Genomic DNA, 26136 nt, shown 5'->3' with positions numbered 1-26136 from the left:
CCCAGCCGAGGCTGGGTTTTGAGACAACACAATTCTGTGAGAACTTATAACGCTAAGTTCTTTTTCGCACGTGTTAAGTTGTGTTCAACTAACTCGTTACCTGAAATTTGTACTGCTTCGTAAAAGTCAGACAATGCAGCTGTGTCGTTTTCAGACATGATGCGAGCTACACCGCGGTTGCTTAACGCAAATGACGTTAATTCACGACGCTTATAAGCAGGTACTTTGCTTGTGCTAAGTAAACTGATTGCTTTTGAACAAAGCGCTTCAGCTTCTGTAAAATTCTTCGCTTGAACACTTAACGCACATTGGTTAAATGCTAATTCGTATTGACGGTTAGTCTCTACTGATGCTTGTGTAGATTGGTCAATAACCATCAATTTGTAGTCACTTTGATCAGCCACTGCCATAGCTGAACAAGTTAATAAAGAGCTAAGTGCAACGCGTTTCATAAGTGTACTAAACATAATCATTTCCTCTATTTAAATCGGTATCAATCGCCGACAACTGAACTTTAATTGAACAGCGCTGATTCAACAAACGATAAAAAATGACCTAATAGATGAAGAAATTTAACCTATAGACTTTAGTCTAGTGTAATGAATTAGTTTTAAGCCGTCAGCCGTCAGCCGTCAGCCGTCAGCCGTCTGATCTGACCCCGATAAAGCAGATACGGGGTTTAAATAGGTAATGTTTACGATAAAGAACAATAAAGGAGTAGAGTACGCCAAACAAACAAATTGTTGTTAATTAAAAATAAAATCGGTACTTTATGATGGTATGTGTATTTGATAACTTAATTTATTCTGAATAAGCGTATAACCATGAAACTGATATTTGCGTTGTTATTTTTAGGGCCTGTTATTGCCAATGCAGCTGAAGATAAAGTGGCTGTTTATCTTAATTTTGAGCAGGCTTATTTGAGCAACGATGTATCTTTGTTTACGCCATTATTAAGTAAAAACTATACCATTAGACAAACATTGCATATTCCAGGCATAGGGTCAGATACTGTGCCTGTTACTAAAGCTCAGTTACTTGAAGGCATGAAGCAAAATCCTAAGCCTAGTTCATTACCGCGTTCAAAAGCTGAATCAGTCAAAGTAGAAACAATTTCAAAACAGCAATTCTGTGCAAGTTCACAAACTTTAGATCAAGTCGTTGTTGGAGGTAAAAACTACGAAGAGAAGGAACTACGCAAAGCCTGTTTTAAACATGAAAATAACCGCTATGAAGCTATATCACATACCATTGATGTGTATTATAGAGAGCTTTGATTGTGATAGTTAACATTCTGAAATTTCTTGTATCAAATAAACCTAGTAACTGATATTGATTACGGATAAACCCTATAATTGAGATAAGGAAATTTATATGAACAAACAGTTAGGTTTAATAGCTGGAGCGTTGCTAGTATCAACGAGCTGTTTCGCAGCTGATAGCTTTCAAGTTGAAACATCTGTTTATAAAGCGAATGAGCTATTAGCATCGCCAGTAATGCTGGTGCAAGAAAAAAAACCTGCGACCATCTCTATAGGTGAGGGGTTTAGCTTTGAAATTACAGTGATACCACAACAAAATAATACTGCAGCTGTAGAAACATCAATCACACTCGCTGGCAGCAATTTTACACCTTCTTTTATTGTGGAATATGGTAAACAATCATCTTTTGAAATAGGTGAAAATAAAGTGAGTATCTTAGTCAGCAAATCTAAAAGCTAAATTTTCAATAAACGACCCTCAATGAAATTGAGGGTCTTTACGATTTATCATTTAAGATGTTTAAAGGTATCAAGCATCCATTTAATAAATAACTCTAATTGTGCATTGGTTTCACTAGGATCGTGTTGCACTAAGTAATATTTATCTTTTGTTTTTAATGGCATATCTGTGAAATTAAATAGCCATTGCTCATCAAACCAAGTTTGACTAATTGGCAAGGGGATTAGGGCAATACCCATACCCTGTTGCGCCGCACGTGCCACACCAAACATACTATCAACCTGAATAATTTGTTTTGGTGCAAAGTCTTCAACGCCAGCATGCTCTGCCCATTGGTGCCAAGCCCAAGGGCGTGCTTTATGAAGAATGAGTGGAACTTCATTTAAAGCCTGAAACGGGTTTTCTTGCCATGCTTGCCAGTTTTCTTTGTTGCAAGCTGGTGTGTACGAGAGTGAAAACAGCTCATGAACAACGCCTTCATGAGGTTTTGATGAAGACAATACAATCGACAAGTCACTTTGTTTAGTCAGCTCTTTACGCGTTTTTAAGGTATTAAGCTGTAAGTTTGTATTTGGATGATCGCTTGTCCATTCGCTTAGTTTTGGCATTAAAAGCTCACTAGCGAAAAACTCAGGTAGCGTAATACTGATAGTCACATTTTCTTGTAACTGACTAAACTCGTTGATGGTTTTTTCTAGCGCTTTAATAAGCGGCGATACAGAGTCATAAAAATTCTTGCCTGCAGCTGTCAGACGAATTGAACGGGTTTGACGTTCAAACAGTTCAATACCCAATTGTTCTTCTAATTGTTTGATCTGATGGCTTACGGCAGACGGTGTAAGGTAAAGTTGGTTTGCTGCATCTTTAAAGCTAAGGGTGCGTGCAGCAAAACAAAATGAGCGTAGGCCACGAATAGGTGTTTGCATAGTTAATTTCAGTAAGTCTCAAAAGCGCTTGTTAGTTAATTAACTGCTAAGCAATTATTATCCCAAAATGTAAAAAAATAGATATTAAAGAATGAATATAGCTAACTCTTGCCATATTGTATAAAAAACAGTCGCGAATCGCTCGTTTAATCTATGTTTAGGCAAATGTTTAGCAAAAAAGTGATCTTAGCAGTTTTAGCTATTAGGTCATAGTCTCAGTATTAGATACTGCCAATTCACTAAAGCAGGGCATTTTATACTATTTATGTGACAAAATGGTGCGAACAATGCCCCGATCAACCAGTAATTTATAGATAGTTTTAGTTTGAAAGTCATGTGTTGCGCTAAAAATCAAGGTAACTTAATCACTTTATCTAACTGAGACTGGTTAACTACTTGTTTATTTTTAAACGCAATTAACTCGAATTGTTTCCACATTAAAAGTTTTTTTAATGGAAGAGGCTTATAAAAGTAATAGCCTTGCTGTCTATGAACGCCGCGTTTCAGCAAAGCATTAGTCTGCTCTTTGGTCTCAACACCCTCAGCAACGATGTTTAAGCCAAGTTCTTGATACATCTTAATATAGCAATCGATAACTTTTGAATCACCATGGGCAATCCTACTAGTAAATGATTTATCAATTTTAACTCCTGTGATATCAAACTCTTGTAAATAGTAATTATCACCAAAGCCACTTCCAACATCATCTAAATAGATATCGATACCTAACTTACGTAACCTATCAATAACACCCTTTGTAGTAGTGAAATCTGTTACTTTAGTTCTTTCTGTTATTTCTAAACATAGCCATTTACAGTTAGAGAATTTGTTTTCGATAAAATCTACAAAACTGTGTGTTAACATCGAGGGTGGGACATTGAATGACACTTTAAAGGTATCATTTTCTAACAATATACAGTTAAGCTGAACCGCTGTTTTTAAGATATGGTCTTTCATGAGTTCTGCCAGAGCATCACTTGCTTCGAGCTCTTCAATAAAAGCATCTGGCAATATTACTGTTCCGTTAGACACTTTTCTTATCAAAGCTTCTGCGCCAATCATTTTATAGCCTTCAGCAGTAACTTGTACTATTGGCTGGAAATGGAAAATATACTCAGAGCAATCCATTTTCCTAGAGGTGTATTCGAGGCTTGAATTAGTTTCACTGATTTCTATTAGGTTGTGTTGTATTGCACTTTTCATTTTAACTTCACAGCTGATTTAAGTTGTTTGTACTTTATCTGTGACAGCTAAAAAAGTGTCTTTATTAAATTTTATAATTATTAAAATGTTATAAATCAACTGGTTAAATTATATCGAGAGTTCACTTTGAGGCCTCAAGCATTTTATAAAATTATTGTTTAAATCTTTGTAGCAAAAAATTCTGCTATTTATAAACCACGTTTCGTAAATACGTTTTTCTTTAACATTTACGCCAAGCATAGATTTTTGAATCTTCCTTACAATTGGTGACGACGATGCAACGTAGACAAAATATGGTTCTGTATCACTTATCTCTTTGATATTCTCAGTAATAGCTATCAGGCGATCTTTATCTTTGTAGATATCGCCATTAATAAAAAAACCACCATGATTTAACTGATTTTCTAGATCTGATATGTTTGTTATTGATGTGTACTTGTCTGCGGCTTGTAAAAAATTGACCTTAGTCTCAATTTGTAGCGGTTGCTCATTTTTTATAAATACTTTTTCGCTTCTTAAGTAAAACCCTGAAATAGGAAGCTTGCTGTGTTGCTGAAAACAAATGAAAAATACAAGCAGTACGAAAAAAATAATGTTGAATATTTTCATAATTTACAGCCTATAGCTTTTAATTCAGATAAAATTTTATCTACATGATCCCCATAAAGTGAATCTAGTTGATTGCCTCTAATACAATCGATGATTATTTTTTGTCTATATTTACTAACAAACAAAATGCTTTTCCCAAATGTACTTACATCTGTTAGATACTTGCTCATTTCATCGATGTTTAGCGTTGATCTTGAAGTGATAGAGTCAAAAAGGTTTTTAACGTGAGTGCCTTTAGGACTAATGATGACAGCACTTTGTGTGTGGCTTATGTCATAAATTTGGTCTTTCTTTGTGTATAAAGAAGTTTTTGCAATCAATATGTAAGCTAAAAACACTATGTTAATGATTAGCAAAGGGAACTTTAGAGATATATCCAGCGCTTGATTAACTCTATTGATTGGTAGTCGAATTTTTTCTTTTACAGCAACATCAGTTAACAAGCTTGAATTTGCTATTTGAACATCAGAATCAGCACCTATTATGTATCCTAGATTTTGAGTATTTAAGATCACTTTTTGGGCTGTGTGATGTTTAAATATTTTTCGAAGGTTGGTAATAGCAACAGGTACCGAATTTACAGAAACAACACGATCCGGCCAACCAATCAACATCAAATCTTCAATTGTAAAATAATGATTTTTCTCATTAAGTAATTTTTTTAAAATAGCGTATTCAGAATACGGTGATTTGTATTTTTCATCTTCTATTACAATGAAGTAATTACCACCAGACTCGAAAAACTCAACAACAATTTTTAAATTCACTTCACTCACCACACTACGACGCTCATTGAATCAATTTTCGTAGACTCAATGTTTAACTATGAATAAGCAAACTGAAACTGATAGATGTTTTTACCTCAAAGTCCATTTTTAAATTGGTATTTAAATCTCAAAACCTATGTGCGAAGGCCTTTGCATTAACTGTTTAGAATTATCCAAATAAATATGGTCGTATTATATGTTTTAGCTAAGACTAAAATTTGATTTAGATCAAAGTATCTACGAACCATTAGCTAGTCACTTAAAAGCTTGTTAAATCTAGTGATTAAGCATTATTTTGGATTGGTAATAGATAAAAAAAATCCCTCTTGCGAGGGATTTTGGGTAACTCAGCGCCATTGGCACTGGGAATGAGGTCGGTACATGGGATGTGAGTGGTTTAAAAAACCATCTCTGGAACATCACCTTCAACAAGCAATTTGCCTGCCGTTTTGCTAATTATTTCATCTACTGACACGCCCGGAGCGCGTTCGATTAGATGAAATGCGCCGTCTTTAACTTCTAGTACGGCTAAATCAGTTACGATTTTCTTTACACAGTTAACCCCAGTTAGCGGTAAAGTGCAACTTTCTAATAACTTAGAGTCGCCATGCTTGCTTGCATGAGTCATCGTAACAATAATATTCTTCGCGCCAGCAACGAGGTCCATCGCGCCACCCATGCCTTTAATTAGCTTTTTTGGGATCATCCACGATGCGATGTTACCGTTCTGGTCAACTTCAAATGCACCTAAGACCGTTAAGTCTACATGACCACCCCGTATCATGGCAAAACTATCTGCACTATTAAATATTGCTGCACCTGTGGCTGCTGTCACGGTTTCTTTACCCGCGTTGATCATATCTGCATCAACTTGGTCTTTTGATGGGTACGCACCCATGCCTAATAAACCATTTTCAGACTGCAGCATAACTTCGATACCCTCAGGTACATAGTTAGCAACGAGAGTAGGGATACCAATACCTAGGTTTACGTAATAGCCATCTTGTAGCTCTTGTGCAACACGCATTGCAACTTGTTCACGTGATAATGCCATTTTATTGCTCCTTAATCGCGAGTTGTTACACGTTCAATGCGTTTTTCAAAGTCACCTTTGATCACGCGATTAACATAAATACCTGGGGTATGAATTTGGCTTGGCTCAAGTTCACCTGGCTCAACAATTTCTTCAACTTCAGCAACAGTAATTTTACCTGCTGTCGCGGCCATCGGGTTGAAATTCATAGCTGTGTGGCGAAATACAAGATTACCGTAGCGGTCGGCTTTCCATGCTTTAACAATGGCAAACTCACCCGTAATTGACTCTTCTAAGATATACGGGCGACCATCAAATTCTTTAACTTCTTTACCTTCTGCAACCGGAGTGCCGTATCCTGTTGCAGTATAAAACGCAGGAATACCAGCACCACCGGCACGCATCTTCTCAGCGAGTGTACCTTGTGGTGTTAAAACCACATCAATTTCGCCATCGAGTAGTTGTTTTTCGAAAAGCGCATTTTCACCTACATAAGACGCGATGATTTTTTTAATTTGCTTATCGTGAAGTAAAATACCTAAGCCGAAATCATCAACACCGCAGTTGTTTGAAACAAGGGTTAGATTTTTAGTCTGTTTACGCTTAATTTCACTGATAAGTCCCTCAGGAATACCACACAAGCCAAAGCCACCAGCGATGATAGTATCGCCATCTTTTAAACCTTCCATTGCAGCTTCATAACTTGAAACCACTTTATCGAAACCGGCCATGAGCCTACTCCTTAATTATTCTGAGTGTTCTTTAGAGCAAGTGATACCTTGCTGACAGGTTGTTTATTTAATGCACTGCAAATAGCCCAACCAGCTTTCGCCAGTCTTTCTAAATCAATTCCATGCTCTATGCCAAGCCCTTGCAGTAAGTAAACTACATCTTCAGTGGCAACATTTCCTGACGCCCCTTTGGCATAAGGGCAACCCCCAAGGCCTGCAACGGCACTGTCAACCGTTGCTATACCGCGGCTTAGGGCGGTGTAAATATTTGTGAGCGCTTGCCCGTAGGTGTCGTGAAAATGTACAGCGAGTTTAGATTTATCAATATGTTGCAAGAGTAAATCTAATAACTCATCGACTTTTCTCGCTGTACCTACACCAATGGTGTCACCTAGGCTAATTTCGTAACAACCAAGCTCAAGTAATCGCTTTGAGACGTTTAATACATCATTGTAGTCGACATCACCTTGATATGGGCAACCCATAACGCAGCTAACATAACCTCTAACACGAATGTTATTCGCTTTGGCAAAAGCCATCACATCTTTAAAGCGATCAATACTTTCATCAATGGAGCAGTTAATGTTCTTTTGACAAAACGCTTCACTTGCTGCTGTAAAGATAGCAAATTCTTGTATGCCGACTTGTTTTGCCGCCTCTGCACCTCGTAAATTTGGGGTTAGGGCACTTAAGTTAACATTAGGCAAATTTAACGCGCTAATTACATCGCTTGAGTCAGCCATTTGTGGCACCCATTTAGGTGACACAAAGGCGCCTGCTTCAATATCTTTAAGCCCTGCATCTGCAAGGCCGTTGATAAGAGCGACTTTATCTTGAGTGCTAACGGCGGCTTCATTTTGCAAGCCGTCTCTGGCGCCAACTTCTACAATGCGAACAAAATCAGGAAACTGTGCCATTACGCCTCCGGCTCTTCTACAATCGCGAGCATATCACCGTGGCTCACCAATTCACCTTCAGCAAAGCAATAGCTCGTTAATACACCATCATGCGGGGCATTAAGGGTGTATTCCATTTTCATAGCTTCAATAATGACGACCGCATCACCTTTAGCAACCGTACTACCCACCTCAACCAAATGCTTAACAACAGTACCATTGAGTGGCGCAGCAAGTGGTAGTGCATCACTTTCGTGTTCACTAATATAGTGTTTATCAATCAGCTCTAGCACTGTTTGTTGTGCTTTGTACATCACTGTGATGTGAGAGTCTGTTTGATTGATATGAGCCACAACTTTTTCGCCATTAACGACTAAGTCCGCAAGGCCATTTTCAATGCTACCTGAAGTTGTATAGTCAACTCCATCTAGGTTGATTTTAAAGCCTTCTGAGGCCTTAACAGCATGAACATTTAAATCAACAAACGGAATTGTTGTTTTAGCGTCACTGTTTAGCATAAAGCCTGTTAATTGTTGCCATGGGCTGCTGCTTTCACCCTTGAGTTGATGTGCATACGCATAGGCTGCCACAACAGTTGCAATAACAGATTGTTGCTCGCTTTTAGCAACAAGGCGTTCACCTTGGTCTTCAATAAAGTGCGTATCGGGTGCACCTGCTTGAAAAGTTGGGTGGTTAGCAAGATTATGTAAGAAATTAACGTTACAGCTAAAACCTGCTAGGTGGAATTGCTCTAGTGCTTTTGATAAACGCCCAAGCGCAGCCTCACGGTTATCATCATGAACAATTAACTTAGCAATCATAGGGTCGTAGAACGGGCTAATTTCATCACCCGCTGCAATCCCTGTATCTATACGTACAAATTCAGATTCGTTCGGTGTAAATAGAGCATCAATGTGACCAGAACACGGAATAAAGTCATTACTTGGATCTTCAGCATAAATACGCGCTTCAAAGCTGTGACCTTGCAGTTGAATATCTGCTTGGCTAAGTGGTAATGCTTCACCTGCCGCAATGTTGATTTGCCAATTCACCAAATCAACACCAGTAACCATTTCTGTTACTGGGTGCTCTACTTGTAAACGGGTGTTCATTTCCATGAAGAAGAATTCATCACCGCAAAGTAAAAACTCAACCGTACCTGCACCGCGATAGTTAATCGCTTGGGCACAACGTACCGCAGCTTCACCCATTTCTTTACGAAGTGCATCAGATAAACCCGGAGCAGGGGCTTCTTCAATTACTTTTTGGTGACGACGCTGTAATGAGCAGTCTCGGTCGCCTAAGTACACACAGTTACCATGACTATCGGCAAAAACTTGTACTTCAACATGGCGAGGTTTGGTGACATAACGCTCTAACAGTACTAAATCGTTACCAAAACCGGCTTTTGCTTCACGTTTTGCACCTTCAAGTGCACCGATAAAGTCTTTAGCGTGTTCTACAACTCGCATACCTTTACCACCGCCACCAAAAGCAGCTTTAATCAGTACCGGGTAACCAATTTTTTCAGCTTCAGCTTGTAAGAAATCAGTATCTTGATTGTTACCATAATAACCAGGCACTAAAGGTACATTTGCTTGGTGCATAATTTCTTTAGCGCGGGTTTTTGAACCCATGGCTTCAATGCTGGATGCTGGCGGGCCAATAAAGGCGATATCATTTTTCTCACACGCGAGCGCAAAGTCAGAGTTCTCAGATAAAAAACCATAACCTGGGTGAATACAATCAACACCTGCTTGTTTTGCCACATCGATGATTTTGTCTGCCACTAAGTATGAGTCTTTACTTGGCGCAGGACCAATGTGATACGCCTCATCAGCAAGCTTTACGTGCTGAGCATGTTTATCAGCATCTGAGTACACTGCAACCGTTGTTAAGCCCATTTGCTTTGCTGTACGCATAACTCGGCAGGCAATTTCACCACGGTTGGCAACGAGAATTTTTTTCAATGATTTTGTTGTCATAATGGTTCCTATTTCTGCCAGTTAGGGGCACGTTTTTCAAAAAATGCAGTTAGGCCTTCTTGGCCTTCTTCAGATACACGAATCCGCGCAATGCGCTCAGCGGTTAACTCAATCAGCGCATCATCTATTACGTTGCCAGCGACATCATTGATTAGCTGCTTCGCTGCTTTAACAGCAATAGGGCCATTGTTCACAAGGTTTTGTAAGTGTTTATCGAGCGCTGTTTGTAAATCGCCGGTGATCTGGTGAATTAAACCCAGTTGCTTGGCTGTATGCGCGTCAAAAATCTCTGCCGTTAAAAAATAACGACGTGCAGCGCGCTCACCAATAGCTTTAATGACATAAGGGCTGATAACTGCAGGAATAAGACCCAGCTTTACTTCACTTAAGCAAAACTGTGCATCGTCTTGGCAAATTGCGATATCACAACACGCAATCAAGCCTAACGCACCGCCAAATGCAGCACCTTGTACGGCACAAATTGTTGGATGTGGGCTTGTAGCAAGGACTTTCATAAGCTTTGCTAGCTGCATAGAGTCCGCTAAGTTTTCAGCAAAGTCATTGCCAGCCATCGACTTCATCCAGTTTAAATCAGCGCCAGCAGAGAAGTGCTTACCTTCGGTTTTTAAAACCAGTGCGCGCACATCACAGCTATTTGCGTGTTCAATTAAACGGATCAGCTCACTAATGACTTCTTCGTTAAATGCATTGTGTTTTTCAGGGCGACTTAGTACCAGCACAGCCACATTTGATTTTGTTATTTCGAGTGTTACTGACATAAGGCCTCCATTACATTCTAAATACGCCGAACTGCGAATCGCGCTCTGGTGCATTTTTAGCTGCACTTAAGGCAAGCCCCAATACATTGCGGGTATCAGCAGGATCGATAATGCCATCATCCCAAAGGCGGGCACTGGCGTAATATGGATGACCTTGTTTTTCGTATTGCTCGATAATTGGCTTTTTAAACTCACTGACTTGCTCATCAGTCATGCTTTCGCCTTTACGGGCTAAACCGTCTTGTTTAACTTGTGCAAGAACGCCAGCTGCTTGTTCACCACCCATTACAGATATACGGGCATTTGGCCACATCCACATCATGGTTGGTTCGAATGCACGGCCACACATACCGTAGTTACCTGCACCATACGAGCCACCAATTAATACGGTGAATTTTGGTACATCAGCACATGACACAGCGGTTACCATTTTCGCACCATGCTTGGCGATGCCTTCGGCTTCGTATTTTTTACCAACCATAAAGCCCGTAATATTTTGTAAAAACACCAAAGGAATTTTGCGTTGCGCACATAGTTGAATAAAGTGCGCGCCTTTTTGCGCCGATTCACTAAATAAAATGCCGTTGTTGGCAACAATACCTACAGGGTGACCAAATATTTTTGCAAAGCCGGTTACTAATGTTTCGCCAAAGTAGCGTTTAAATTCATCAAATGATGAATCATCAACAACACGAGCAATTACTTCGCGTACATCAAATGGCTTTTTAAGGTCGGTACCCACAATGCCGTAAATTTCGTTAATGTCGTAACGCGGCGGTTTAACATCATCAAGTAACGGTGCTGTTGGGCGCTGATAGTTGATTCGTTCAATACATTGGCGCGCGATAGAAAGTGCATGGGCATCGTTTTCAGCATAGTGATCGGCAACACCTGATGTTTTACAGTGAACATCAGCACCACCTAGCTCTTCAGCACTTACTTCTTCACCCGTAGCCGCTTTAACTAGTGGCGGACCAGCTAAGAAAATTGTACCTTGCTCTTTTACGATAATACTTTCATCAGCCATTGCAGGTACATAAGCACCACCTGCAGTACATAAACCCATAACAACCGCAATTTGTGGGATGCCTTTACCAGACATACGTGCCTGATTATAGAAAATACGGCCAAAGTGTAATTTATCTGGGAATACATCATCTTGTTCAGGCAGATTTGCACCGCCGGAATCAACTAAATAAATACACGGTAAATGACAACGCTCTGCGATATCTTGGGCACGTAGATGTTTTTTCACTGTTAGTGGAAAGTATGTACCGCCTTTTACGGTTGCATCATTGGCGATGATCATACATTCAACGCCTTTCACACGACCAATACCGGCAACAACACCGGCACAAGGAATGGCTTGTTCATACACGCCAAAGGCTGCAAATTGTGAAATCTCTAAAAATGGCGAGCCTTCATCAAGTAGCGTTTCAATACGGTCACGAACAAACAACTTACCACGGCCTTGGTGGCGCTCAATCAGGGCAGGGCCACCACCTAAACGGATATCAGCGACTTTTTCACGTAAATCACTTACGAGCGCTGCCATGTTGTCGTGATTTTGCAAAAATTGCGGATCGTGTGGATTTACACTCGATTTTAAAATCGTCATAACAAGGTCCTATCTGCTTTCAGTGAATAATTCGCGACCAATTAGCATGCGGCGGATTTCAGAAGTACCTGCGCCAATTTCATACAGTTTTGCATCACGTAATAAACGACCTGTTGCGTACTCGTTGATATAACCATTACCACCTAAGATTTGAATAGCATCAAGGGCCATTTTAGTCGCAAGCTCTGCGGCATATAAAATTGCGCCAGCCGCATCTTTACGCGTTGTTTCGCCGCGGTCACATGCACGAGCTACCGTGTAAACGTATGAACGAGCAGCATTCATTTGCGTGTACATATCAGCAATTTTGCCTTGAATAAGCTGGAATTGACCAATTGGACTATCAAATTGTTTACGTTCATGAATATAAGGAACCACAATGTCCATACATGCTTGCATAATGCCAAGCGGGCCAGCGGCTAAAACAACACGCTCATAATCAAGGCCACTCATAAGTACTTTTACACCTTCGTTTAAGTTACCTAGAATGTTTTCTGCTGGTACTTCGCAGTTCTCGAACACTAATTCACATGTGTTAGAACCACGCATACCAAGTTTGTCTAGTTTCTGCGCAGTAGAAAATCCTGGTGTGTTACGTTCAACGATGAACGCTGTAATGCCCTTAGGGCCAGCATTTAAATCTGTTTTTGCATAGATAACAAAGGTATCGGCATCTGGACCATTAGTGATCCACATCTTGTTACCGTTAAGTACAAACACATCGCCTTTTTTCTCGGCTTTTAATTTCATTGATACAACATCAGAACCCGCATTTGGCTCACTCATCGCAAGGGCACCAATGTGCTCACCGCTGATAAGCTTAGGCAGGTATTTTTCTTTTTGAGCCTGTGACCCATTACGGTTGATTTGGTTAACACATAGGTTTGAATGAGCACCATAACTTAAACCAATCGATGCGCTTGCACGGCTAATTTCTTCCATTGCGATTACATGCTCAAGGTAACCAAGGCCCGCACCGCCAAATTCTTCAGGTACTGTCATACCTAATAATCCCATTTCGCCAAGCTGTGGCCAAAGTTGATTAGGGAAGGCATTGTCTATATCGGTTTGTTCTGCAAGTGGGGCAATTTCTTGGCTCGCAAAGCTATTAACGTGATCACGGATCATGTCTGCTGTTTCGCCAAGTCCGAAGTTCATTTCTTTGTATAGTGAAATAGTGCTCATAATGTGTGTTCCTGTGAGAGTCTGTTGACGAGATTGTTGTCAGGTTATTCGTCTAAATTATTAAGGGTTTCACGACAGCGGCGTTCTGCTGTAACCAATTCCATCAGTACAACTTTAATGTCGTCCATTTGTTGGCTCAGGTCCGCTTTTTTCTCTGCGATAAGGTCAAGCATAGTCACTAGCTGTTTAGCACTTGATTTATCTGCATCGTAAAGTTCAAACAAACGGCCCGTTTCAGCCAAGGTAAAACCTAAGCGTTTACCACGTAGAATAAGTTTTAGTCTTACTTTGTCGCGTTTTGAATAAATACGGGTTTGACCATTGCGATCAGGTGAGATCAGGCCTTGGTCTTCATAAAAGCGGATAGAGCGGGTTGTAATATCAAATTCTTTTGCTAGTTCGCTGATACTAAACGTTTGCTCATTGCTTGCAGGTTCAACTGCTGCGCTTTCAAAGTTTGTTTGATTGTCTTGTTTCATGATTTATTTACCTCATTCGAATAACACCAATATAAGTGAAGTTTACGTAAAGGTAAAGGGTGATTTAGGAGTTATACTTTAGACTTATAAAGATAACTGGTTGGATTTGTTGAAAAGCTTTATTTATCTAGCCTTGTAAGCAGATGTTCGATTTTTCATACAACAAAATACAGATAAGTTTACAGTTTTGCCGGCCGCAAAAATGTTGATTTTAGATTTACGTTGGCGTAAACGTAAATATTATGTATGCTGAATTAAATCGAAATTAAACTATAACAAATTAACTGTTTGGTTACACATGATTTGAACACATGATGATAACCACTTACATGGAGCCAATTATGACTACTGAAGCCGTTGTTATTGTTGCCGCAAAACGTACCCCTATGGGTGGTTTTATGGGCGCACTAAGTGGTGCACACGCAACTGATTTAGGTGCTACAGCTATTAAAAGTAGCTTAGAGCAAGCCGGTTTATCTGCCGATAAGATTGACGAAGTGATCATGGGCTGTGTATTACCAGCTGGTCTTGGTCAAGCACCTGCTCGCCAAGCAATGTTAAAAGCGGGCCTTAATCAAGGTACTGGCGCAACAACAATCAACAAAGTTTGTGGCTCAGGCTTAAAAGCTGCAATGTTTGCTCATGACTTAATTAAATCAGGCTCTATAAACACCGCTGTTGCGGGTGGTATGGAAAGCATGAGTAATGCGCCTTATATGTTACCGAATGCACGTTCAGGTATGCGTATGGGTCATGGCGAAGTAAAAGATCACATGATGTGTGATGGCCTTGAAGATGCTTACGACAACAAAGCAATGGGTTGTTTTGCACAAGACACTGCCGATCAATATTCAATTGGTCGTGAACAAATGGATAACTTTGCACTTAGCTCACTGACTAAAGCAAACAGCGCGATTGAGACAGGCGCATTTGATAATGAAATTGCAGCGCACACTATTTCTACACGTAAAGGTGATGTGACCGTTGAGATTGATGAGCAACCAGGCAATGCACGCCCTGATAAAATCCCAGGTTTACGTCCTGCATTCAAAAAAGATGGCACGATTACAGCTGCAAACTCGTCATCAATTTCTGATGGTGCAGCAGCGCTAGTGTTAATGCGTGAATCAGATGCTAAAGCACAAGGTTTAACGCCACTTTGCCGTATCGTTGCTCACAGCACACATTCTCAGGCTCCAAGCGAATTTACTTTAGCACCGGTTGGCGCGATGCAATCGCTTTTAGAAAAAGCAGGTTGGTCTGTGAATGATGTTGATTTATGGGAAATCAACGAAGCGTTTGCGATGGTGACTATGCTTGCAATTAACGAGTTAAAACTTGATGAAAGCAAAGTAAACGTAAACGGCGGTGCTTGTGCACTTGGTCACCCAATTGGTGCAAGCGGCGCGCGTATCTTAGTTACCTTAATTCATGCATTAAAGAATCGTGGTCTTAGCAAAGGTGTTGCCTCACTGTGTATCGGTGGTGGAGAAGCTGTTGCTATGGCAATCGAAGCTATTTAATCGCTTTAGAATTTTAATCTCTCACAGCCGCAACGTATTTTAAAAACTATCATGTTGCGGCCTCTTTATACCCACTGGGGAGGAGTGCCTCATGCACCAAGTACCTTTATTTATCAACGGCGAATTTACCCAATCAAGTTCAACGCAGTTGATTGATGTTATCAATCCTGCAAACCAAGAAGTGTTAGCGCAAGTTCCGTGTGCAACGGATGCTGAAATGGATGCAGCCATTGCCTCTGCAAAAGAAACATTTAAAACATGGAAAGAAGTGCCAATTTCTGAGCGTGCGCGCATTATGATGAAATACGCTGCACTACTAAAAGAAAACCATGACGAGCTTGCGACGATTATTTGTCATGAGCTGGGTAAAACTTTTGAAGACGCCAAAGGCGATGTTTGGCGTGGTATTGAAGTTGTTGAGCAAGCAGCCAATGCACCATCACTCATGATGGGCGAAACAATGGAAAACGTAGCGCGTAAAATCGATACTTACTCTTACATGCAGCCACTAGGTGTATGTGCGGGTATTACGCCATTTAATTTCCCTGCGATGATCCCATTATGGATGTTCCCACTGGCTATTGTGTGTGGTAACACCTTTATTCTTAAACCATCAGAGCAAGATCCATTAACACCGATGCGTTTAGCTGAATTGTTTGTTGAAGCAGGCGCGCCAAAAGGGGTGTTACAAGTTGTTCACGGTACAAAACCACAAGTTGACCGTTTATTAGAAGACCCAGCAGTACGTGCTATTTCATTTGTTGGTTCGTGTGGTGTGGGTGAATACATCTATTCAAAAGGCACAGCAAACCTTAAACGCGTACAAGCTTGTGTTGGTGCAAAAAACCACATGGTTATTATGCCAGATGCGAGTAAATCGCATGTTGTAAATAACCTAGTCGGTGCGTCTGTAGGTGCTGCGGGTCAGCGCTGTATGGGTATTTCGGTTGCTGTATTTGTTGGTCAAGCTAAAGACTGGGTTGATGAAATTAAAGCAGGCTTTGAAAACGTACGCCCAGGTGTATGGGATGATGCCAACGCGGCTTACGGCCCACAAACATCAAAAGCAGCTAAAGACCGTATTTTATCACTGATCGCAAGTGGTAAATCACAAGGTGCAACGTGCTTAATTGATGGCTCTGACTTTACTGTTGAAGGTTACGAGCAAGGTAACTGGGTTGGTCCAACGTTATTTACTGATGTAACAACAGAGATGGATTTATACAAAGAAGAGATCTTTGGTCCTGTATTGGCTTGTATGTTTGTAGATACTCTAGAAGAGGCGATTGAGCTTATCAATAACTCGCCTTACGGTAACGGTACTTCGTTATTCACATCAAGCGGCGCTGCTGCACGTAAATTCCAACATGAAATCGAAGTAGGTCAAGTTGGTATCAACGTGCCAATTCCTGTGCCACTCCCGTTTTTCTCTTTCACAGGTTGGAAAGGTTCATTCTACGGTGACCAACACACCTACGGTAAGCAAGGTATTCGTTTTTACACAGAAACGAAAACAATTACTTCACGTTGGTTCGAGGATGATATCGCCTCAGGTCCTAACATGAGTATCAACCTTAAATAAGCTGTAATTAATTTACTGCTGAGCGAGCACACGCTCGCTCAAAGAACACACATTTAAACGACAACAATCGTTATTCACACAAGAATAAGACAACAAATAGAGGTCTACTATGGACTTTAATTTAACCGAAGATCAGCAAGCGTTTGCTGAAACAGCCCGTCAGTTTGCAGAGTCTGAACTTGCCCCACATGCCGCTAAGTGGGACCAAGAACACATTTTCCCGAAAGACACCATTAAAGCAGCCGGTGAGCTAGGCTTTTGTGGTTTATATACCCCTGAAGAAGCGGGTGGCTTAGGTTTATCTCGCCTAGATTCAAGCATTATTTTCGAACAGCTTGCCATGGGTTGTACCGCAACAACCGCTATGTTGACCATTCATAATATGGCAACCTGGATGATTGCAAGCTTTGGTACTGAGGAAGTAAAAGCTCAGTACTGTGAGCAATTAGTAATGGGTGAGTTACTTGCTTCTTATTGTTTAACGGAGCCAGGCTCTGGCTCTGATGCTGCATCGCTAAAAACCAAAGCGGTAAAAGAGGGCAATGAGTATGTGATCTCTGGCTCTAAAATGTTTATTTCGGGAGCCGGTGAAACTGATTTACTTGTAGTTATGGCGCGCACTGGTGGTGAAGGCGCTGCCGGTATTTCTGCATTTGTTGTGCCTGCAGATGCTGCAGGCATTGAATACGGTAAAGCAGAAGAAAAAATGGGCTGGAATGCACAGCCGACACGTTTAATTAGCTTTGAAGGTGTCAGAATTCCTGCGGCTAACTTACTAGGTCAAGAAGGCGAAGGCTTTAAGTTTGCAATGCAAGGCTTAGACGGTGGTCGTATTAATATTGCAACCTGTTCATTAGGTACAGCACAAGCTGCTCTTAATACTGCGCGTGAATACCTAAAAGAACGTGAGCAATTTGGTAAGCCATTAGCTGCTTTCCAAGCACTGCAATTTAAGATTGCTGATATGAACACCGAGCTTGTTGCTGCTCGTCAAATGGTGCGCTTAGCCGCATTTAAACTAGATACTGGTGACAGCGAAAAAACAACTTACTGCGCGATGGCAAAACGTTTTGCTACAGATGTTGGTTTTAAAGTCTGTGACGACGCACTACAAATTCACGGTGGTTACGGTTACATCAAAGAATATCCATTAGAGCGTCATTTCAGAGACGTCCGTGTGCATCAAATTCTCGAAGGCACAAACGAAATCATGCGTGTGATTATCGCACGTCGTATCTTAGCTGAGTCAGCTGGCGACATTCTATAAGGAGCAACCTATGTCTAATCCATCGATTGATTTAAATATTGAAGGTAACGTAGCGGTTTTAACCATGAATAACCCGCCAGCGAATACCTGGACACAAGATACATTAACCGCGCTTAAAGACACTGTAACTGAGCTAAATGCCAACAAAAATGTGTATGCATTAGTGATTACAGGCCAAGGTGAAAAGTTCTTTAGCGCAGGTGCTGATTTAAACGTGTTTGCCAGCGGTGACAAAGGCGTTGCTGCCACTATGTCAAAAGTGTTTGGTGATGCATTTGAAGCGTTAACCAATTTCCGTGGTGTATCAATCGCGGCTATTAATGGTTATGCCATGGGCGGTGGTCTTGAAGTGGCTCTTGCGTGTGATATTCGTATTGCTGAAGAGCAAGCTCAAATGGCACTACCTGAAGCGAAAGTTGGCTTACTGCCTTGTGCTGGCGGTACGCAAAACCTTGCATGGCTTGTTGGTGAAGGCTGGGCAAAACGCATGATTTTATGTGGTGAGCGCTTAAAAGCAGACAAAGCACGTGAAATTGGCCTTGTTGAAGAAGTGGTTGGCACTGGCGAAAGTTTAGCTGCGGCAATGAAACTTGCTAACCAAGTTGGCGAACAAAGCCCGGTTGCTGTGACTGCATGTAAAGAGCTTATTCAAAAAGGTCGCACACAACCTATGGCTCATGCATTGCCATTAGAGCGTGAGTTATTTGTACAATTATTTGATACGCAAGACCAAAAAGAAGGCGTGAATGCGTTCTTAGAAAAGCGTAAAGCTAATTGGGTAAATGGCTAATGACTAACGTAACACTACTAAATCATCAAGATGCGCCTGTGGTGTTTGAAACTGCAGAGGCCGAAAGCGGCCTCATTGCAATTGCGACACTCAATGCGCCTAAGTCGTTAAATGCCTTAAATTACGACATGATCCAATTGCTTGAGCCGCAGCTTAGAAAATGGGCTGACGATGACGCAGTTGCCATGGTTATTCTAAAAGGGGCTGGCGAAAAAGCATTTTGTGCTGGTGGCGATGTAGTAAGCCTACATAAAGCAATGAGCACAGGTGAGCCTGCTAACTACATTGAAGACTTTTTTACCCATGAGTACAAATTAGACTACCTAATTCACTGCTATGAAAAGCCAATATTACTTTGGGGAAATGGCATAGTCATGGGTGGCGGCCTTGGCTTAATGGCTGGGGCAAGTCACCGTGTGGTAACCGAAACATCGCGTATCGCAATGCCTGAGCTAACCATTGGTTTATACCCAGATGTTGGCGGTAGTTATTTCTTACATAAAATGCCTGAGCAAGTGGGCCTATTCTTAGGTTTAACTGCTGCGTCTATCAATGCTGAAGATGCATTGTTTGTTAATCTTGCTGATCACTATGCAACAGCAGATAAATATGACGCTATTTTAACGGCTATCACAGCTGAAAAGTGGGGAAAAACAGCCTCATTAAATCACGAAAAGCTGACTAACATTCTAATCTCTATTGATAATATTTCAGGTCGTGTCCCTAAAGGTAACGTAAAAGATAACCTTGAGGTTATTCAAAAGCTGGCTGAATTTGACTCACTGCAGGGCAAAGTTGACTACATCCAAAGCTTAGAAACCGAAGATAAATGGCTTACCCGTGCGCAAAAGTCATTAGCGCATGGTTGTCCGCTTAGTTGTGCGCTGGTTGAACGTCAATTAGCTAATTCAAAAGAGATGACATTAGCACAGTGCTTTAAAATGGAGCTGGGTATGTCAGTACGCTGTGGCGAACTAGGTGAGTTCCAAGAGGGCGTTCGTGCGCTACTAATCGACAAAGACGGTGCACCTAACTGGCAGTTTAAATCGCTTAGCGATATCGACGAAGCAGTTGTAGATAGCTTCTTTACAGCACGCTGGGATGAGCAATCTCACCCACTTAACTCATTAACGTCATCTTAAGTCCAAGGGGTAAACAAATGGCTAAATTAACAATAGGATTTATTGGTTTAGGCAACATGGGTGGCCCAATGGCGGCAAACCTTGTCAATGCAGGTCATACAGTTCGCGTGTTTGACTTAAATAAAGCAGCGGTTAATGAGCTTGCCGATAAAGGTGCAATTGCTGCAAACGATGCGGCTGAATGTGCCATTGGTGCTGATATTTTTATCAGTATGCTACCGGCAAGCAAACACGTTAAATCGCTTTACTTAGGTGAAACGGGTCTTATTAACTTACTTGATAGCAAAACCTTAGTGATTGACTGCTCAACCATTGATGCAGAATCAGCACGTCAAGTGGGTAGCGAGCTTGCTCAAAAAGGTATTGATTTTGTTGATGCGCCGGTATCAGGTGGTGTTGCAGGTGCAACAGCGGGCACTTTAACCTTTATCGTCGGTGGTGAGCAAAGCCACTTTGAAAAAGCTAAGCTTGCTTTAGTTGATATGGGTAAAAACATCTTCCATGCTGGTGATATTGGTGCAGGCCAAGTCGCAAAAATCTGTAACAACATGCTGCTCAGCATTTTAATGGCTGGTACCAGCGAAGCGCTACAAATGGGCATCAACAACGGGCTCGATCCAAAAGTGTTAAGTGACATCATGACAGCAAGCTCTGGTCGTAACTGGACACTTGAGCTTTACAACCCATGCCCTGGTGTAATGGAAACAGCACCAGCAAGTAATGATTATAAACCGGGCTTTATGGTTGATTTAATGGCTAAAGACTTAGGTCTTGCTATGGAAGCGGCTCAGCAAAGTAATTCATCTACCCCAATGGGGTCAATGGCGAAGAATCTATACACTATGCTTCAGCATCAAGGTGCGGGTAGTGATGATTTTAGCGCTATTTTTAAATTATTCTCGAAGTAGGAGATTGTTGTGGAAATTAAAAACAACAACATCGTAATTACCGGTGGTGCGCAAGGTTTAGGCTTTGCGATGGCCGAGAAATTTGCATCGCTTGGCGCGAACATCGCCCTTATCGATATGCAACAAGACGTACTTGATACTGCAGTATCAGCGCTTGCCAAGCATGGCACAAAAGTGATGGCGTATGCTGCTAATGTGACCGACGAAGACGCAGTGGTAGCAACGTTTAACACGATTAACAAAGACTTTGGCCATATCGGCGTGTTAATTAACAACGCGGGTATCTTACGCGATGGTATGTTTATCAAAGCAAAAGAAGGCAAAGTGGTAGATAAAATGTCGTTGGCTCAATTTCAATCTGTGATTGATGTGAACCTAACCGGTGTATTCTTAGCTGGGCGTGAAGCTGCGAGCCACATGATTGAGTCTGGCAAAGGTGGGGTTATCATTAATATGTCGAGTGTTGCTCGTGCTGGTAACATTGGCCAAACAAACTATGCAGCGTCTAAAGCTGGTGTTGTTGCGATGACAACGGGTTGGGCGAAAGAATTAGGTCGCTTTGGTATCCGTGTTGGTGCAATTGCACCAGGTGTTATTCGCACAGCAATGACAGATGCAATGAAACCAGAAGCAAAACAACGCATGATGGCAGTAACACCAGTGGGTCGTTTTGGTGAAGCAGAAGAAATTGCTCAAACAGCACAATACATTGTAGAGAATGACTTTTTTACAGGTCGTGTTGTTGAAATTGATGGCGGTATTCGCCTTTAATTTCATAAGGTAACCCTTTACCCATTGAAAGTACCAAAACGGTAAGCCTAGCTTGCCGTTTTTTTATTTTTTAAGTATTTTAAATTCATAATGATAAGGAGATTTTTTATGAACACTGATGGCATTACAGTCTCAATGAGCAAAGGCATTAAAGCCAACTTCAGACTGGGTGAACATTTTATTGAATACTGGGGTTCGGCTTATTCAGGAAAAGAAGTTCTGAAAGTAGACGGTGAATTAATAGCAGAATCACGTAACTTTAAAACAAAATCTGTTCATGAGTTTAATGTTGATGGTAAAGCCTGCCAATTAACGATTTCAGTAACTTTATTTAGGAAGTTTTCTTCTGTAATTTCATTAGAATGTGAGAGCAAGCTAGTTCATAGTTACCAACTCACATACGGTAAAACCCGAAAAATTGCTTGGTATTTAAAAGCAACCTCCTTTTTATTAGCAGGGGTGTTAGGCTGGTGTTTTGCTGCTGATATTCTTACCTTGTTAGAGTTGGTTATCTTTTGTTGCTTAACCTTTGCATTATCTGAGCTTCTTATGAAAGATCAAGGCTGGATCATCGAAGAGCAAAAGCCTTGTAATTAACTGCCTAGCATTCAATAATTAAGCGGTTAAAAGCCGCTTAACTTTGAGAGATGCAGTGAATCCCAAACAAATCCGCAATTTTTATATCAATGAAGAACAGTCTGTTTATTTGCTGTCTCACCATGATGCTAAAAAGCATCGCCAATGGCTTAACATTTGTATTAAACAACTTACCTTGCTTGGTTACAGTGACGTTGAACTAATTGGCTCTGGTGCATTTGGATTTGTTTTTGCCGGTGTTGATGATGAAAACCTACCTTGGGTATTTAAGTTTTCACGGATAACCCTTGCACAAAGTGTACGTGACCGTTTAGAAGACGAAGCGTACATGCTCTCGCAAGTTAAAAACCCACTCGTACCAAAATTTTATGCCTTTGAGCGCATTAAAAAGCAAGGCATTTTAATGATGGAGCGCGCTCTAGGTGAAGACTTAGAAAAAATCTCTATCAAACAGGGGCGTTTTAGCGCAGCAAAAGTTATGGCGCTGGCTCTTAGGCTACGTAATGTGCTTGTAGATTTACGTGAACATAAAAATGGCTTAAGCCCGCAACCAATTGTGCATGGCGATATCAAGCCCTCTAACATTGTTTATGATGAACAAACCAATAAGTTGTCATTGGTGGATTGGGGCAGCTCTGTTTATGCACAAATAGATGCTGATGGTAATCCGGTTGCCAGCAACTTTATGGATCTTATGTCTGCTGATATCAGTAGTACCAATGCACGTATGGGGGATGTGTATTTTATTGGTGATGAACAAATGTCGGGCGGGCAGTCATCGCCACGATTCGATGAGCAAGGTGTTGCTTCAACTCTTTATGCACTGGCCTCTGCACAATCTTGCCGATTTGGTGCTGCGGTTATTCCGGCTACAAGTCTTAATTTACCTATGGAGCTTGCCCGAGTTATTGACGGTATGCTTTCAAAAGATAAAGCCACTCGCGATGGGGCGGGTGATTATTTTATTCGAAATATGCCTACAATGGCTAAAGCTTACTTACCTGAGCTGCCCCGTAAAGTTATTCGCCCTTATATTCCTTATTGGTTTAGTGAGTTTGATGAGCACCCAGACACGGTTGTTTATAGCTCACGTAAGCAATTTTTAAGACAAGCCGACCATAATCAACAATTACTTGATGTAAACGATGCCCAACTAGACAGATACTACAAAGAGTTTTTATTTGATACCGGCGACACCGAAAAAGCATTTTTGGCCTCAATAAGTCGATTAGCAAAATACCCAGTAGTTGGTGGCCTTAGTTTTCATTGGAAAGAAAACTCACTGTTTGTTGAATCTTCCCTTATTTTGCATGATGAAACGCTTGGCACTGCGTTTACCGATGCGATTAACAACACGGTGATGTTAGCACAGGGGATTGAACAAAAAGGTCTCTTTAAATGTTGCTTGTTTGATGCGCGTAAAACCATTCAGCTCGAACGGGATGGCACAGGTGCGTTTAAATTTGAACATTTACCTGAGCTTGATTACGAAGTAATGGATGTACAAGCCTCAGACGTAACCAGACCGCATTCTTACTTTGAAGATGGTAAAGACCCAGATGAGCAATTACAGCTCCCGAAAAAGGTTATAAAGTGCGTATTTGAACTTAACCAAATACATCATACGGGCTGTATTATTTTCGAAGCCTTACCTGATAGGATGAAAATACATCATTACTATCGACTGCTTGATGCCAGTAAAGAGCCTGAATTTAAACGCTTATTAAGTAAGCTTATGCAATACGCGGTTAGTATCACAGATGTAGGTGTGGCAGGCTTTATGAAGCTACCTTACAAAAATACCCGTGAATTTGATTTGTGCACTAAACAGCCCGATGAGTTTTATCCGCGAGATCCAAAAAGAGTGGAATGCTAAAAGCTGACCTGATTCAAACAGTTAAGGAGAATAATAAACATGGACTACAGCCCAAATTATAAAAATTATTCATTGGATGAGCTTTTAGATGCTCAAAAGTATATTGATAAAGAAAGCTTCCCAGAAAGAGCACAAGAGTTAGAATTAGAGATTGCAAATAAATTAAAAGACCCAGAAATAAAAGCAGAGTTTGAAGAGCTAGAAACGAGTAAAAGGTATGCTACTTTTTGGCCTCGTTTTTGGGCTGCTATTATTGATGGCTTAATTTTTACAGCATTACTTTATATCGAATGCTTACTCTTTGACGTTGAATATTCTTACGAAAACTCGATTTTACAAGCTGTTAATGGCTTTCAGTACATTGGCTATGTTGTTTTCATGCATGGGTTTTATGGTCAAACACTTGGCAAGATGGTGATGGATGTTAAAGTCCTCGATCATGACACCGAAACGAGCATTACGCTTAAGCAATCGGTTCGCAGAGAATCTGTTAATATTGCTATTAACTCGTCTTGGATACTCCTAGTTTTTTCTATTTCAATATCGTTACAACAACTTGGTAGCGTACCTGCGGTTTTAACTTATTTAATTATGGGTCTGAATTCATTAGCTACAGTTTGGGCATTGTCAGAATTTATAACCATGCTGTTTAATGAAAAGCGTCGTGCAGTACATGACTTCATCGGTAGAACGGTTGTTGTTAGGTTGTAATAAGGCGTTCTACTATGACAACCGTAAAAAACACCTTAATTACCTAATGATGTAGTCGTTAGTTCTTTTTGTAGTGGCTAATAATAGGTATTGTTTATTCATCCTTTCAATTTATCTAAAGGCTTTCAGTGAATGCTAATGTCTAAAGTCCTTGTCGAAAATTTATATTATGATGGGCCAAGAGAGGGTATCACATCTATTGAGGGGAGACATTACAGGTTTGTTTCAGACTTCAATGATGACAGTGGTTTTACTGATGAGTTTTCTCTTTATTTAATATCAGAATCTGAACTTCAATTAGAGATTGAGCAATGGCAAATTTTTGTTAAATGGAATAAAAAATATCAGTCAGGTGAATTAAAAGCCGATAGTCATCCTGGGCATGGTGGTATATCTCAAAGATGGGATGAAATAGAGCAAGCTTTGGCAATTAACAGAAAAGATACGTCAAACTTTAAATTTAAAGCTACAGCGACCTTTACCCGGAATGATCAAGAACTGCAATATGATTTAAATGGCCCTTGTTATGATGTTTCTTGGCACTTTCTTTAATTATAAGAGTATTTAAAAAACGATGGCTATTTGGCAAACAACAATAGTTCTAATACCTGCACAATGGGTAGAAGATAAAAATAATTCAGTTGAGGAACTCTACAATGCCGATGGTTATTTCGATACTGCCTGCGTGTGGAAACACCACCAACCAAATGTGCAAATAGACAAGCTGTTGGATAATGTTTTAGTAAGAACTGAAAGTAATATTTCCGATTTTAAAATGTGGGGTAATAGTCAATCAAATGAAATTACTATTTCTGTTAGTGATGAATCGATTGATGAAATTGTAATTAGAGTTGATTTAAGGAAAGACATAAGTAATTTTTGCTTTTCAATTTGCCAACTCGCTAAAAAATTACAGTGTTTTTTATTTATTCCAAATAAAAAGCTTCTTATTGAGCCTGACATTCACTTCCTAATGCAAAACATACAAACACTGACTACTACAAATCAAAAGCGTAAATTAAAATAACCTGCTAAA

The 26136-nt window shown here is 40.6% G+C and carries 27 protein-coding genes; 14 read left to right on the top strand and 13 right to left on the bottom strand.

Going from position 1 to position 26136, the window contains the following annotated elements; translation table 11 throughout:
• Positions 1-44 precede the first annotated feature (44 nt).
• Entirely contained in the window at positions 45-467 is a 423-nt protein-coding gene (locus CWC28_RS16905; RefSeq protein WP_063705394.1) for a hypothetical protein, read from the bottom strand.
• Positions 468-824: 357 nt separating this feature from the next.
• Between CWC28_RS16905 and CWC28_RS16900 the strand changes: the two genes are divergently transcribed.
• Positions 825-1277: a hypothetical protein gene (locus tag CWC28_RS16900; protein WP_138625469.1), complete on the top strand. Its 453-nt coding sequence runs from the start codon at positions 825-827 to the stop codon at positions 1275-1277.
• Between the two features lie 97 nt (positions 1278-1374).
• A complete protein-coding gene (locus CWC28_RS16895) occupies positions 1375-1722 on the top strand; it encodes a hypothetical protein (RefSeq protein WP_138625468.1) in 348 nt (115 codons plus the stop codon).
• Between the two features lie 47 nt (positions 1723-1769).
• Here the strand turns inward: CWC28_RS16895 and CWC28_RS16890 are convergent, their stop codons facing one another.
• From CWC28_RS16890 to CWC28_RS16835, 12 genes are all read right to left on the bottom strand, one after another.
• Positions 1770-2648 carry a LysR family transcriptional regulator gene (locus tag CWC28_RS16890; RefSeq protein ID WP_138625467.1) on the bottom strand — a complete coding sequence of 293 codons (879 nt, stop codon included), beginning with the start codon at positions 2646-2648 and terminating at the stop codon, positions 1770-1772.
• Between the two features lie 351 nt (positions 2649-2999).
• Positions 3000-3851: an EAL domain-containing protein gene (locus CWC28_RS16885; protein ID WP_138625466.1), complete on the bottom strand. Its 852-nt coding sequence runs from the start codon at positions 3849-3851 to the stop codon at positions 3000-3002.
• A gap of 108 nt (positions 3852-3959) precedes the next feature.
• Positions 3960-4460 (bottom strand): hypothetical protein, encoded by a 501-nt coding sequence (locus CWC28_RS16880; RefSeq protein ID WP_105174099.1) that lies wholly within the window; start codon positions 4458-4460, stop codon positions 3960-3962.
• Positions 4457-5227 (bottom strand): helix-turn-helix domain-containing protein, encoded by a 771-nt coding sequence (locus tag CWC28_RS16875; protein WP_171038317.1) that lies wholly within the window; start codon positions 5225-5227, stop codon positions 4457-4459. Before CWC28_RS16875 ends, CWC28_RS16880 begins: the two co-directional genes overlap by 4 nt.
• A gap of 397 nt (positions 5228-5624) precedes the next feature.
• Positions 5625-6281 (bottom strand): 3-oxoacid CoA-transferase subunit B, encoded by a 657-nt coding sequence (locus CWC28_RS16870; RefSeq protein WP_063705387.1) that lies wholly within the window; start codon positions 6279-6281, stop codon positions 5625-5627.
• Between the two features lie 11 nt (positions 6282-6292).
• On the bottom strand, positions 6293-6991 hold the full coding sequence (locus CWC28_RS16865) for a CoA transferase subunit A (RefSeq protein ID WP_138625464.1): 699 nt from the start codon (positions 6989-6991) through the stop codon (positions 6293-6295).
• Between the two features lie 11 nt (positions 6992-7002).
• On the bottom strand, positions 7003-7908 hold the full coding sequence (locus tag CWC28_RS16860) for a hydroxymethylglutaryl-CoA lyase (protein WP_138625463.1): 906 nt from the start codon (positions 7906-7908) through the stop codon (positions 7003-7005).
• Positions 7908-9872, bottom strand: a complete 1965-nt coding sequence (locus tag CWC28_RS16855) for an acetyl/propionyl/methylcrotonyl-CoA carboxylase subunit alpha (RefSeq protein WP_105180494.1) — start codon at positions 9870-9872, stop codon at positions 7908-7910. The genes CWC28_RS16860 and CWC28_RS16855 overlap by 1 nt, the downstream gene beginning before the upstream one ends.
• An 8-nt stretch (positions 9873-9880) precedes the next feature.
• Entirely contained in the window at positions 9881-10651 is a 771-nt protein-coding gene (locus CWC28_RS16850; protein ID WP_054553800.1) for an enoyl-CoA hydratase/isomerase family protein, read from the bottom strand.
• Positions 10652-10661: 10 nt separating this feature from the next.
• Complete coding sequence (locus CWC28_RS16845) at positions 10662-12269, bottom strand: carboxyl transferase domain-containing protein (protein ID WP_054561520.1); 1608 nt, start codon at positions 12267-12269, stop codon at positions 10662-10664.
• A 9-nt stretch (positions 12270-12278) separates the two neighbouring features.
• Positions 12279-13454 carry an isovaleryl-CoA dehydrogenase gene (locus CWC28_RS16840; RefSeq protein WP_063705375.1) on the bottom strand — a complete coding sequence of 392 codons (1176 nt, stop codon included), beginning with the start codon at positions 13452-13454 and terminating at the stop codon, positions 12279-12281.
• A gap of 44 nt (positions 13455-13498) precedes the next feature.
• The gene (locus CWC28_RS16835; protein ID WP_054553803.1) at positions 13499-13933 is read right to left on the bottom strand and encodes a MerR family transcriptional regulator; all 435 of its coding nucleotides are present in this window, start codon (positions 13931-13933) and stop codon (positions 13499-13501) included.
• 341 nt (positions 13934-14274) lie between these two features.
• Between CWC28_RS16835 and CWC28_RS16830 the strand changes: the two genes are divergently transcribed.
• The 12 genes from CWC28_RS16830 (at position 14275) to CWC28_RS16775 (ending at position 26127) form a co-directional block, all read left to right on the top strand.
• Positions 14275-15456 (top strand): thiolase family protein, encoded by a 1182-nt coding sequence (locus tag CWC28_RS16830; protein WP_105174102.1) that lies wholly within the window; start codon positions 14275-14277, stop codon positions 15454-15456.
• 91 nt (positions 15457-15547) lie between these two features.
• Entirely contained in the window at positions 15548-17038 is a 1491-nt protein-coding gene (locus CWC28_RS16825) for a CoA-acylating methylmalonate-semialdehyde dehydrogenase (RefSeq protein WP_063705367.1), read from the top strand.
• A gap of 109 nt (positions 17039-17147) precedes the next feature.
• A complete protein-coding gene (locus CWC28_RS16820; protein ID WP_138625462.1) occupies positions 17148-18305 on the top strand; it encodes an acyl-CoA dehydrogenase family protein in 1158 nt (385 codons plus the stop codon).
• 10 nt (positions 18306-18315) lie between these two features.
• On the top strand, positions 18316-19095 hold the full coding sequence (locus tag CWC28_RS16815; RefSeq protein WP_105180497.1) for an enoyl-CoA hydratase: 780 nt from the start codon (positions 18316-18318) through the stop codon (positions 19093-19095).
• Positions 19095-20237, top strand: a complete 1143-nt coding sequence (locus tag CWC28_RS16810; RefSeq protein WP_105180498.1) for an enoyl-CoA hydratase/isomerase family protein — start codon at positions 19095-19097, stop codon at positions 20235-20237. Before CWC28_RS16815 ends, CWC28_RS16810 begins: the two co-directional genes overlap by 1 nt.
• A 17-nt stretch (positions 20238-20254) precedes the next feature.
• Positions 20255-21145: a 3-hydroxyisobutyrate dehydrogenase gene (gene mmsB / locus CWC28_RS16805; protein ID WP_063705355.1), complete on the top strand. Its 891-nt coding sequence runs from the start codon at positions 20255-20257 to the stop codon at positions 21143-21145.
• Between the two features lie 9 nt (positions 21146-21154).
• A complete protein-coding gene (locus CWC28_RS16800) occupies positions 21155-21916 on the top strand; it encodes an SDR family oxidoreductase (protein ID WP_138625461.1) in 762 nt (253 codons plus the stop codon).
• A gap of 108 nt (positions 21917-22024) precedes the next feature.
• Positions 22025-22513: a hypothetical protein gene (locus CWC28_RS16795; RefSeq protein ID WP_171038316.1), complete on the top strand. Its 489-nt coding sequence runs from the start codon at positions 22025-22027 to the stop codon at positions 22511-22513.
• A 55-nt stretch (positions 22514-22568) separates the two neighbouring features.
• Entirely contained in the window at positions 22569-24389 is a 1821-nt protein-coding gene (locus CWC28_RS16790) for a protein kinase domain-containing protein (protein WP_138625459.1), read from the top strand.
• Positions 24390-24428: 39 nt separating this feature from the next.
• Complete coding sequence (locus CWC28_RS16785; protein WP_063705340.1) at positions 24429-25100, top strand: RDD family protein; 672 nt, start codon at positions 24429-24431, stop codon at positions 25098-25100.
• Positions 25101-25238: 138 nt separating this feature from the next.
• Positions 25239-25652 carry a hypothetical protein gene (locus CWC28_RS16780; protein ID WP_138625458.1) on the top strand — a complete coding sequence of 138 codons (414 nt, stop codon included), beginning with the start codon at positions 25239-25241 and terminating at the stop codon, positions 25650-25652.
• Positions 25653-25674: 22 nt separating this feature from the next.
• Positions 25675-26127 carry a hypothetical protein gene (locus CWC28_RS16775; RefSeq protein WP_138625457.1) on the top strand — a complete coding sequence of 151 codons (453 nt, stop codon included), beginning with the start codon at positions 25675-25677 and terminating at the stop codon, positions 26125-26127.
• Positions 26128-26136: the final 9 nt, after the last annotated feature.

Source organism: Pseudoalteromonas sp. S4492 (genome assembly GCF_005886115.1).
Taxonomy (GTDB): Bacteria; Pseudomonadota; Gammaproteobacteria; order Enterobacterales; family Alteromonadaceae; genus Pseudoalteromonas; species Pseudoalteromonas gelatinilytica.
The sequence above is the reverse complement of the archived record's forward strand: the minus strand, read 5'-3'. Positions and strand labels throughout refer to the sequence as shown.

What these genes read in the sequence shown, in the direction of transcription:
- CWC28_RS16785 (WP_063705340.1), top strand. Translation starts at nt 24,429, where the DNA reads ATGGACTACAGCCCAAATTATAAAAATTATTCATTGGATGAGCTTTTA.
- CWC28_RS16815 (WP_105180497.1), top strand. Translation starts at nt 18,316, where the DNA reads ATGTCTAATCCATCGATTGATTTAAATATTGAAGGTAACGTAGCGGTT.
- CWC28_RS16865 (WP_138625464.1), bottom strand. Translation starts at nt 6,991, where the DNA reads ATGGCCGGTTTCGATAAAGTGGTTTCAAGTTATGAAGCTGCAATGGAA.
- CWC28_RS16825 (WP_063705367.1), top strand. Translation starts at nt 15,548, where the DNA reads ATGCACCAAGTACCTTTATTTATCAACGGCGAATTTACCCAATCAAGT.
- CWC28_RS16795 (WP_171038316.1), top strand. Translation starts at nt 22,025, where the DNA reads ATGAACACTGATGGCATTACAGTCTCAATGAGCAAAGGCATTAAAGCC.
- CWC28_RS16890 (WP_138625467.1), bottom strand. Translation starts at nt 2,648, where the DNA reads ATGCAAACACCTATTCGTGGCCTACGCTCATTTTGTTTTGCTGCACGC.
- mmsB (WP_063705355.1), top strand. Translation starts at nt 20,255, where the DNA reads ATGGCTAAATTAACAATAGGATTTATTGGTTTAGGCAACATGGGTGGC.
- CWC28_RS16895 (WP_138625468.1), top strand. Translation starts at nt 1,375, where the DNA reads ATGAACAAACAGTTAGGTTTAATAGCTGGAGCGTTGCTAGTATCAACG.
- CWC28_RS16835 (WP_054553803.1), bottom strand. Translation starts at nt 13,933, where the DNA reads ATGAAACAAGACAATCAAACAAACTTTGAAAGCGCAGCAGTTGAACCT.
- CWC28_RS16900 (WP_138625469.1), top strand. Translation starts at nt 825, where the DNA reads ATGAAACTGATATTTGCGTTGTTATTTTTAGGGCCTGTTATTGCCAAT.
- CWC28_RS16860 (WP_138625463.1), bottom strand. Translation starts at nt 7,908, where the DNA reads ATGGCACAGTTTCCTGATTTTGTTCGCATTGTAGAAGTTGGCGCCAGA.
- CWC28_RS16830 (WP_105174102.1), top strand. Translation starts at nt 14,275, where the DNA reads ATGACTACTGAAGCCGTTGTTATTGTTGCCGCAAAACGTACCCCTATG.
- CWC28_RS16810 (WP_105180498.1), top strand. Translation starts at nt 19,095, where the DNA reads ATGACTAACGTAACACTACTAAATCATCAAGATGCGCCTGTGGTGTTT.
- CWC28_RS16820 (WP_138625462.1), top strand. Translation starts at nt 17,148, where the DNA reads ATGGACTTTAATTTAACCGAAGATCAGCAAGCGTTTGCTGAAACAGCC.
- CWC28_RS16845 (WP_054561520.1), bottom strand. Translation starts at nt 12,269, where the DNA reads ATGACGATTTTAAAATCGAGTGTAAATCCACACGATCCGCAATTTTTG.
- CWC28_RS16780 (WP_138625458.1), top strand. Translation starts at nt 25,239, where the DNA reads ATGTCTAAAGTCCTTGTCGAAAATTTATATTATGATGGGCCAAGAGAG.
- CWC28_RS16840 (WP_063705375.1), bottom strand. Translation starts at nt 13,454, where the DNA reads ATGAGCACTATTTCACTATACAAAGAAATGAACTTCGGACTTGGCGAA.
- CWC28_RS16775 (WP_138625457.1), top strand. Translation starts at nt 25,675, where the DNA reads ATGGCTATTTGGCAAACAACAATAGTTCTAATACCTGCACAATGGGTA.
- CWC28_RS16885 (WP_138625466.1), bottom strand. Translation starts at nt 3,851, where the DNA reads ATGAAAAGTGCAATACAACACAACCTAATAGAAATCAGTGAAACTAAT.
- CWC28_RS16880 (WP_105174099.1), bottom strand. Translation starts at nt 4,460, where the DNA reads ATGAAAATATTCAACATTATTTTTTTCGTACTGCTTGTATTTTTCATT.
- CWC28_RS16905 (WP_063705394.1), bottom strand. Translation starts at nt 467, where the DNA reads ATGTTTAGTACACTTATGAAACGCGTTGCACTTAGCTCTTTATTAACT.
- CWC28_RS16870 (WP_063705387.1), bottom strand. Translation starts at nt 6,281, where the DNA reads ATGGCATTATCACGTGAACAAGTTGCAATGCGTGTTGCACAAGAGCTA.
- CWC28_RS16850 (WP_054553800.1), bottom strand. Translation starts at nt 10,651, where the DNA reads ATGTCAGTAACACTCGAAATAACAAAATCAAATGTGGCTGTGCTGGTA.
- CWC28_RS16855 (WP_105180494.1), bottom strand. Translation starts at nt 9,872, where the DNA reads ATGACAACAAAATCATTGAAAAAAATTCTCGTTGCCAACCGTGGTGAA.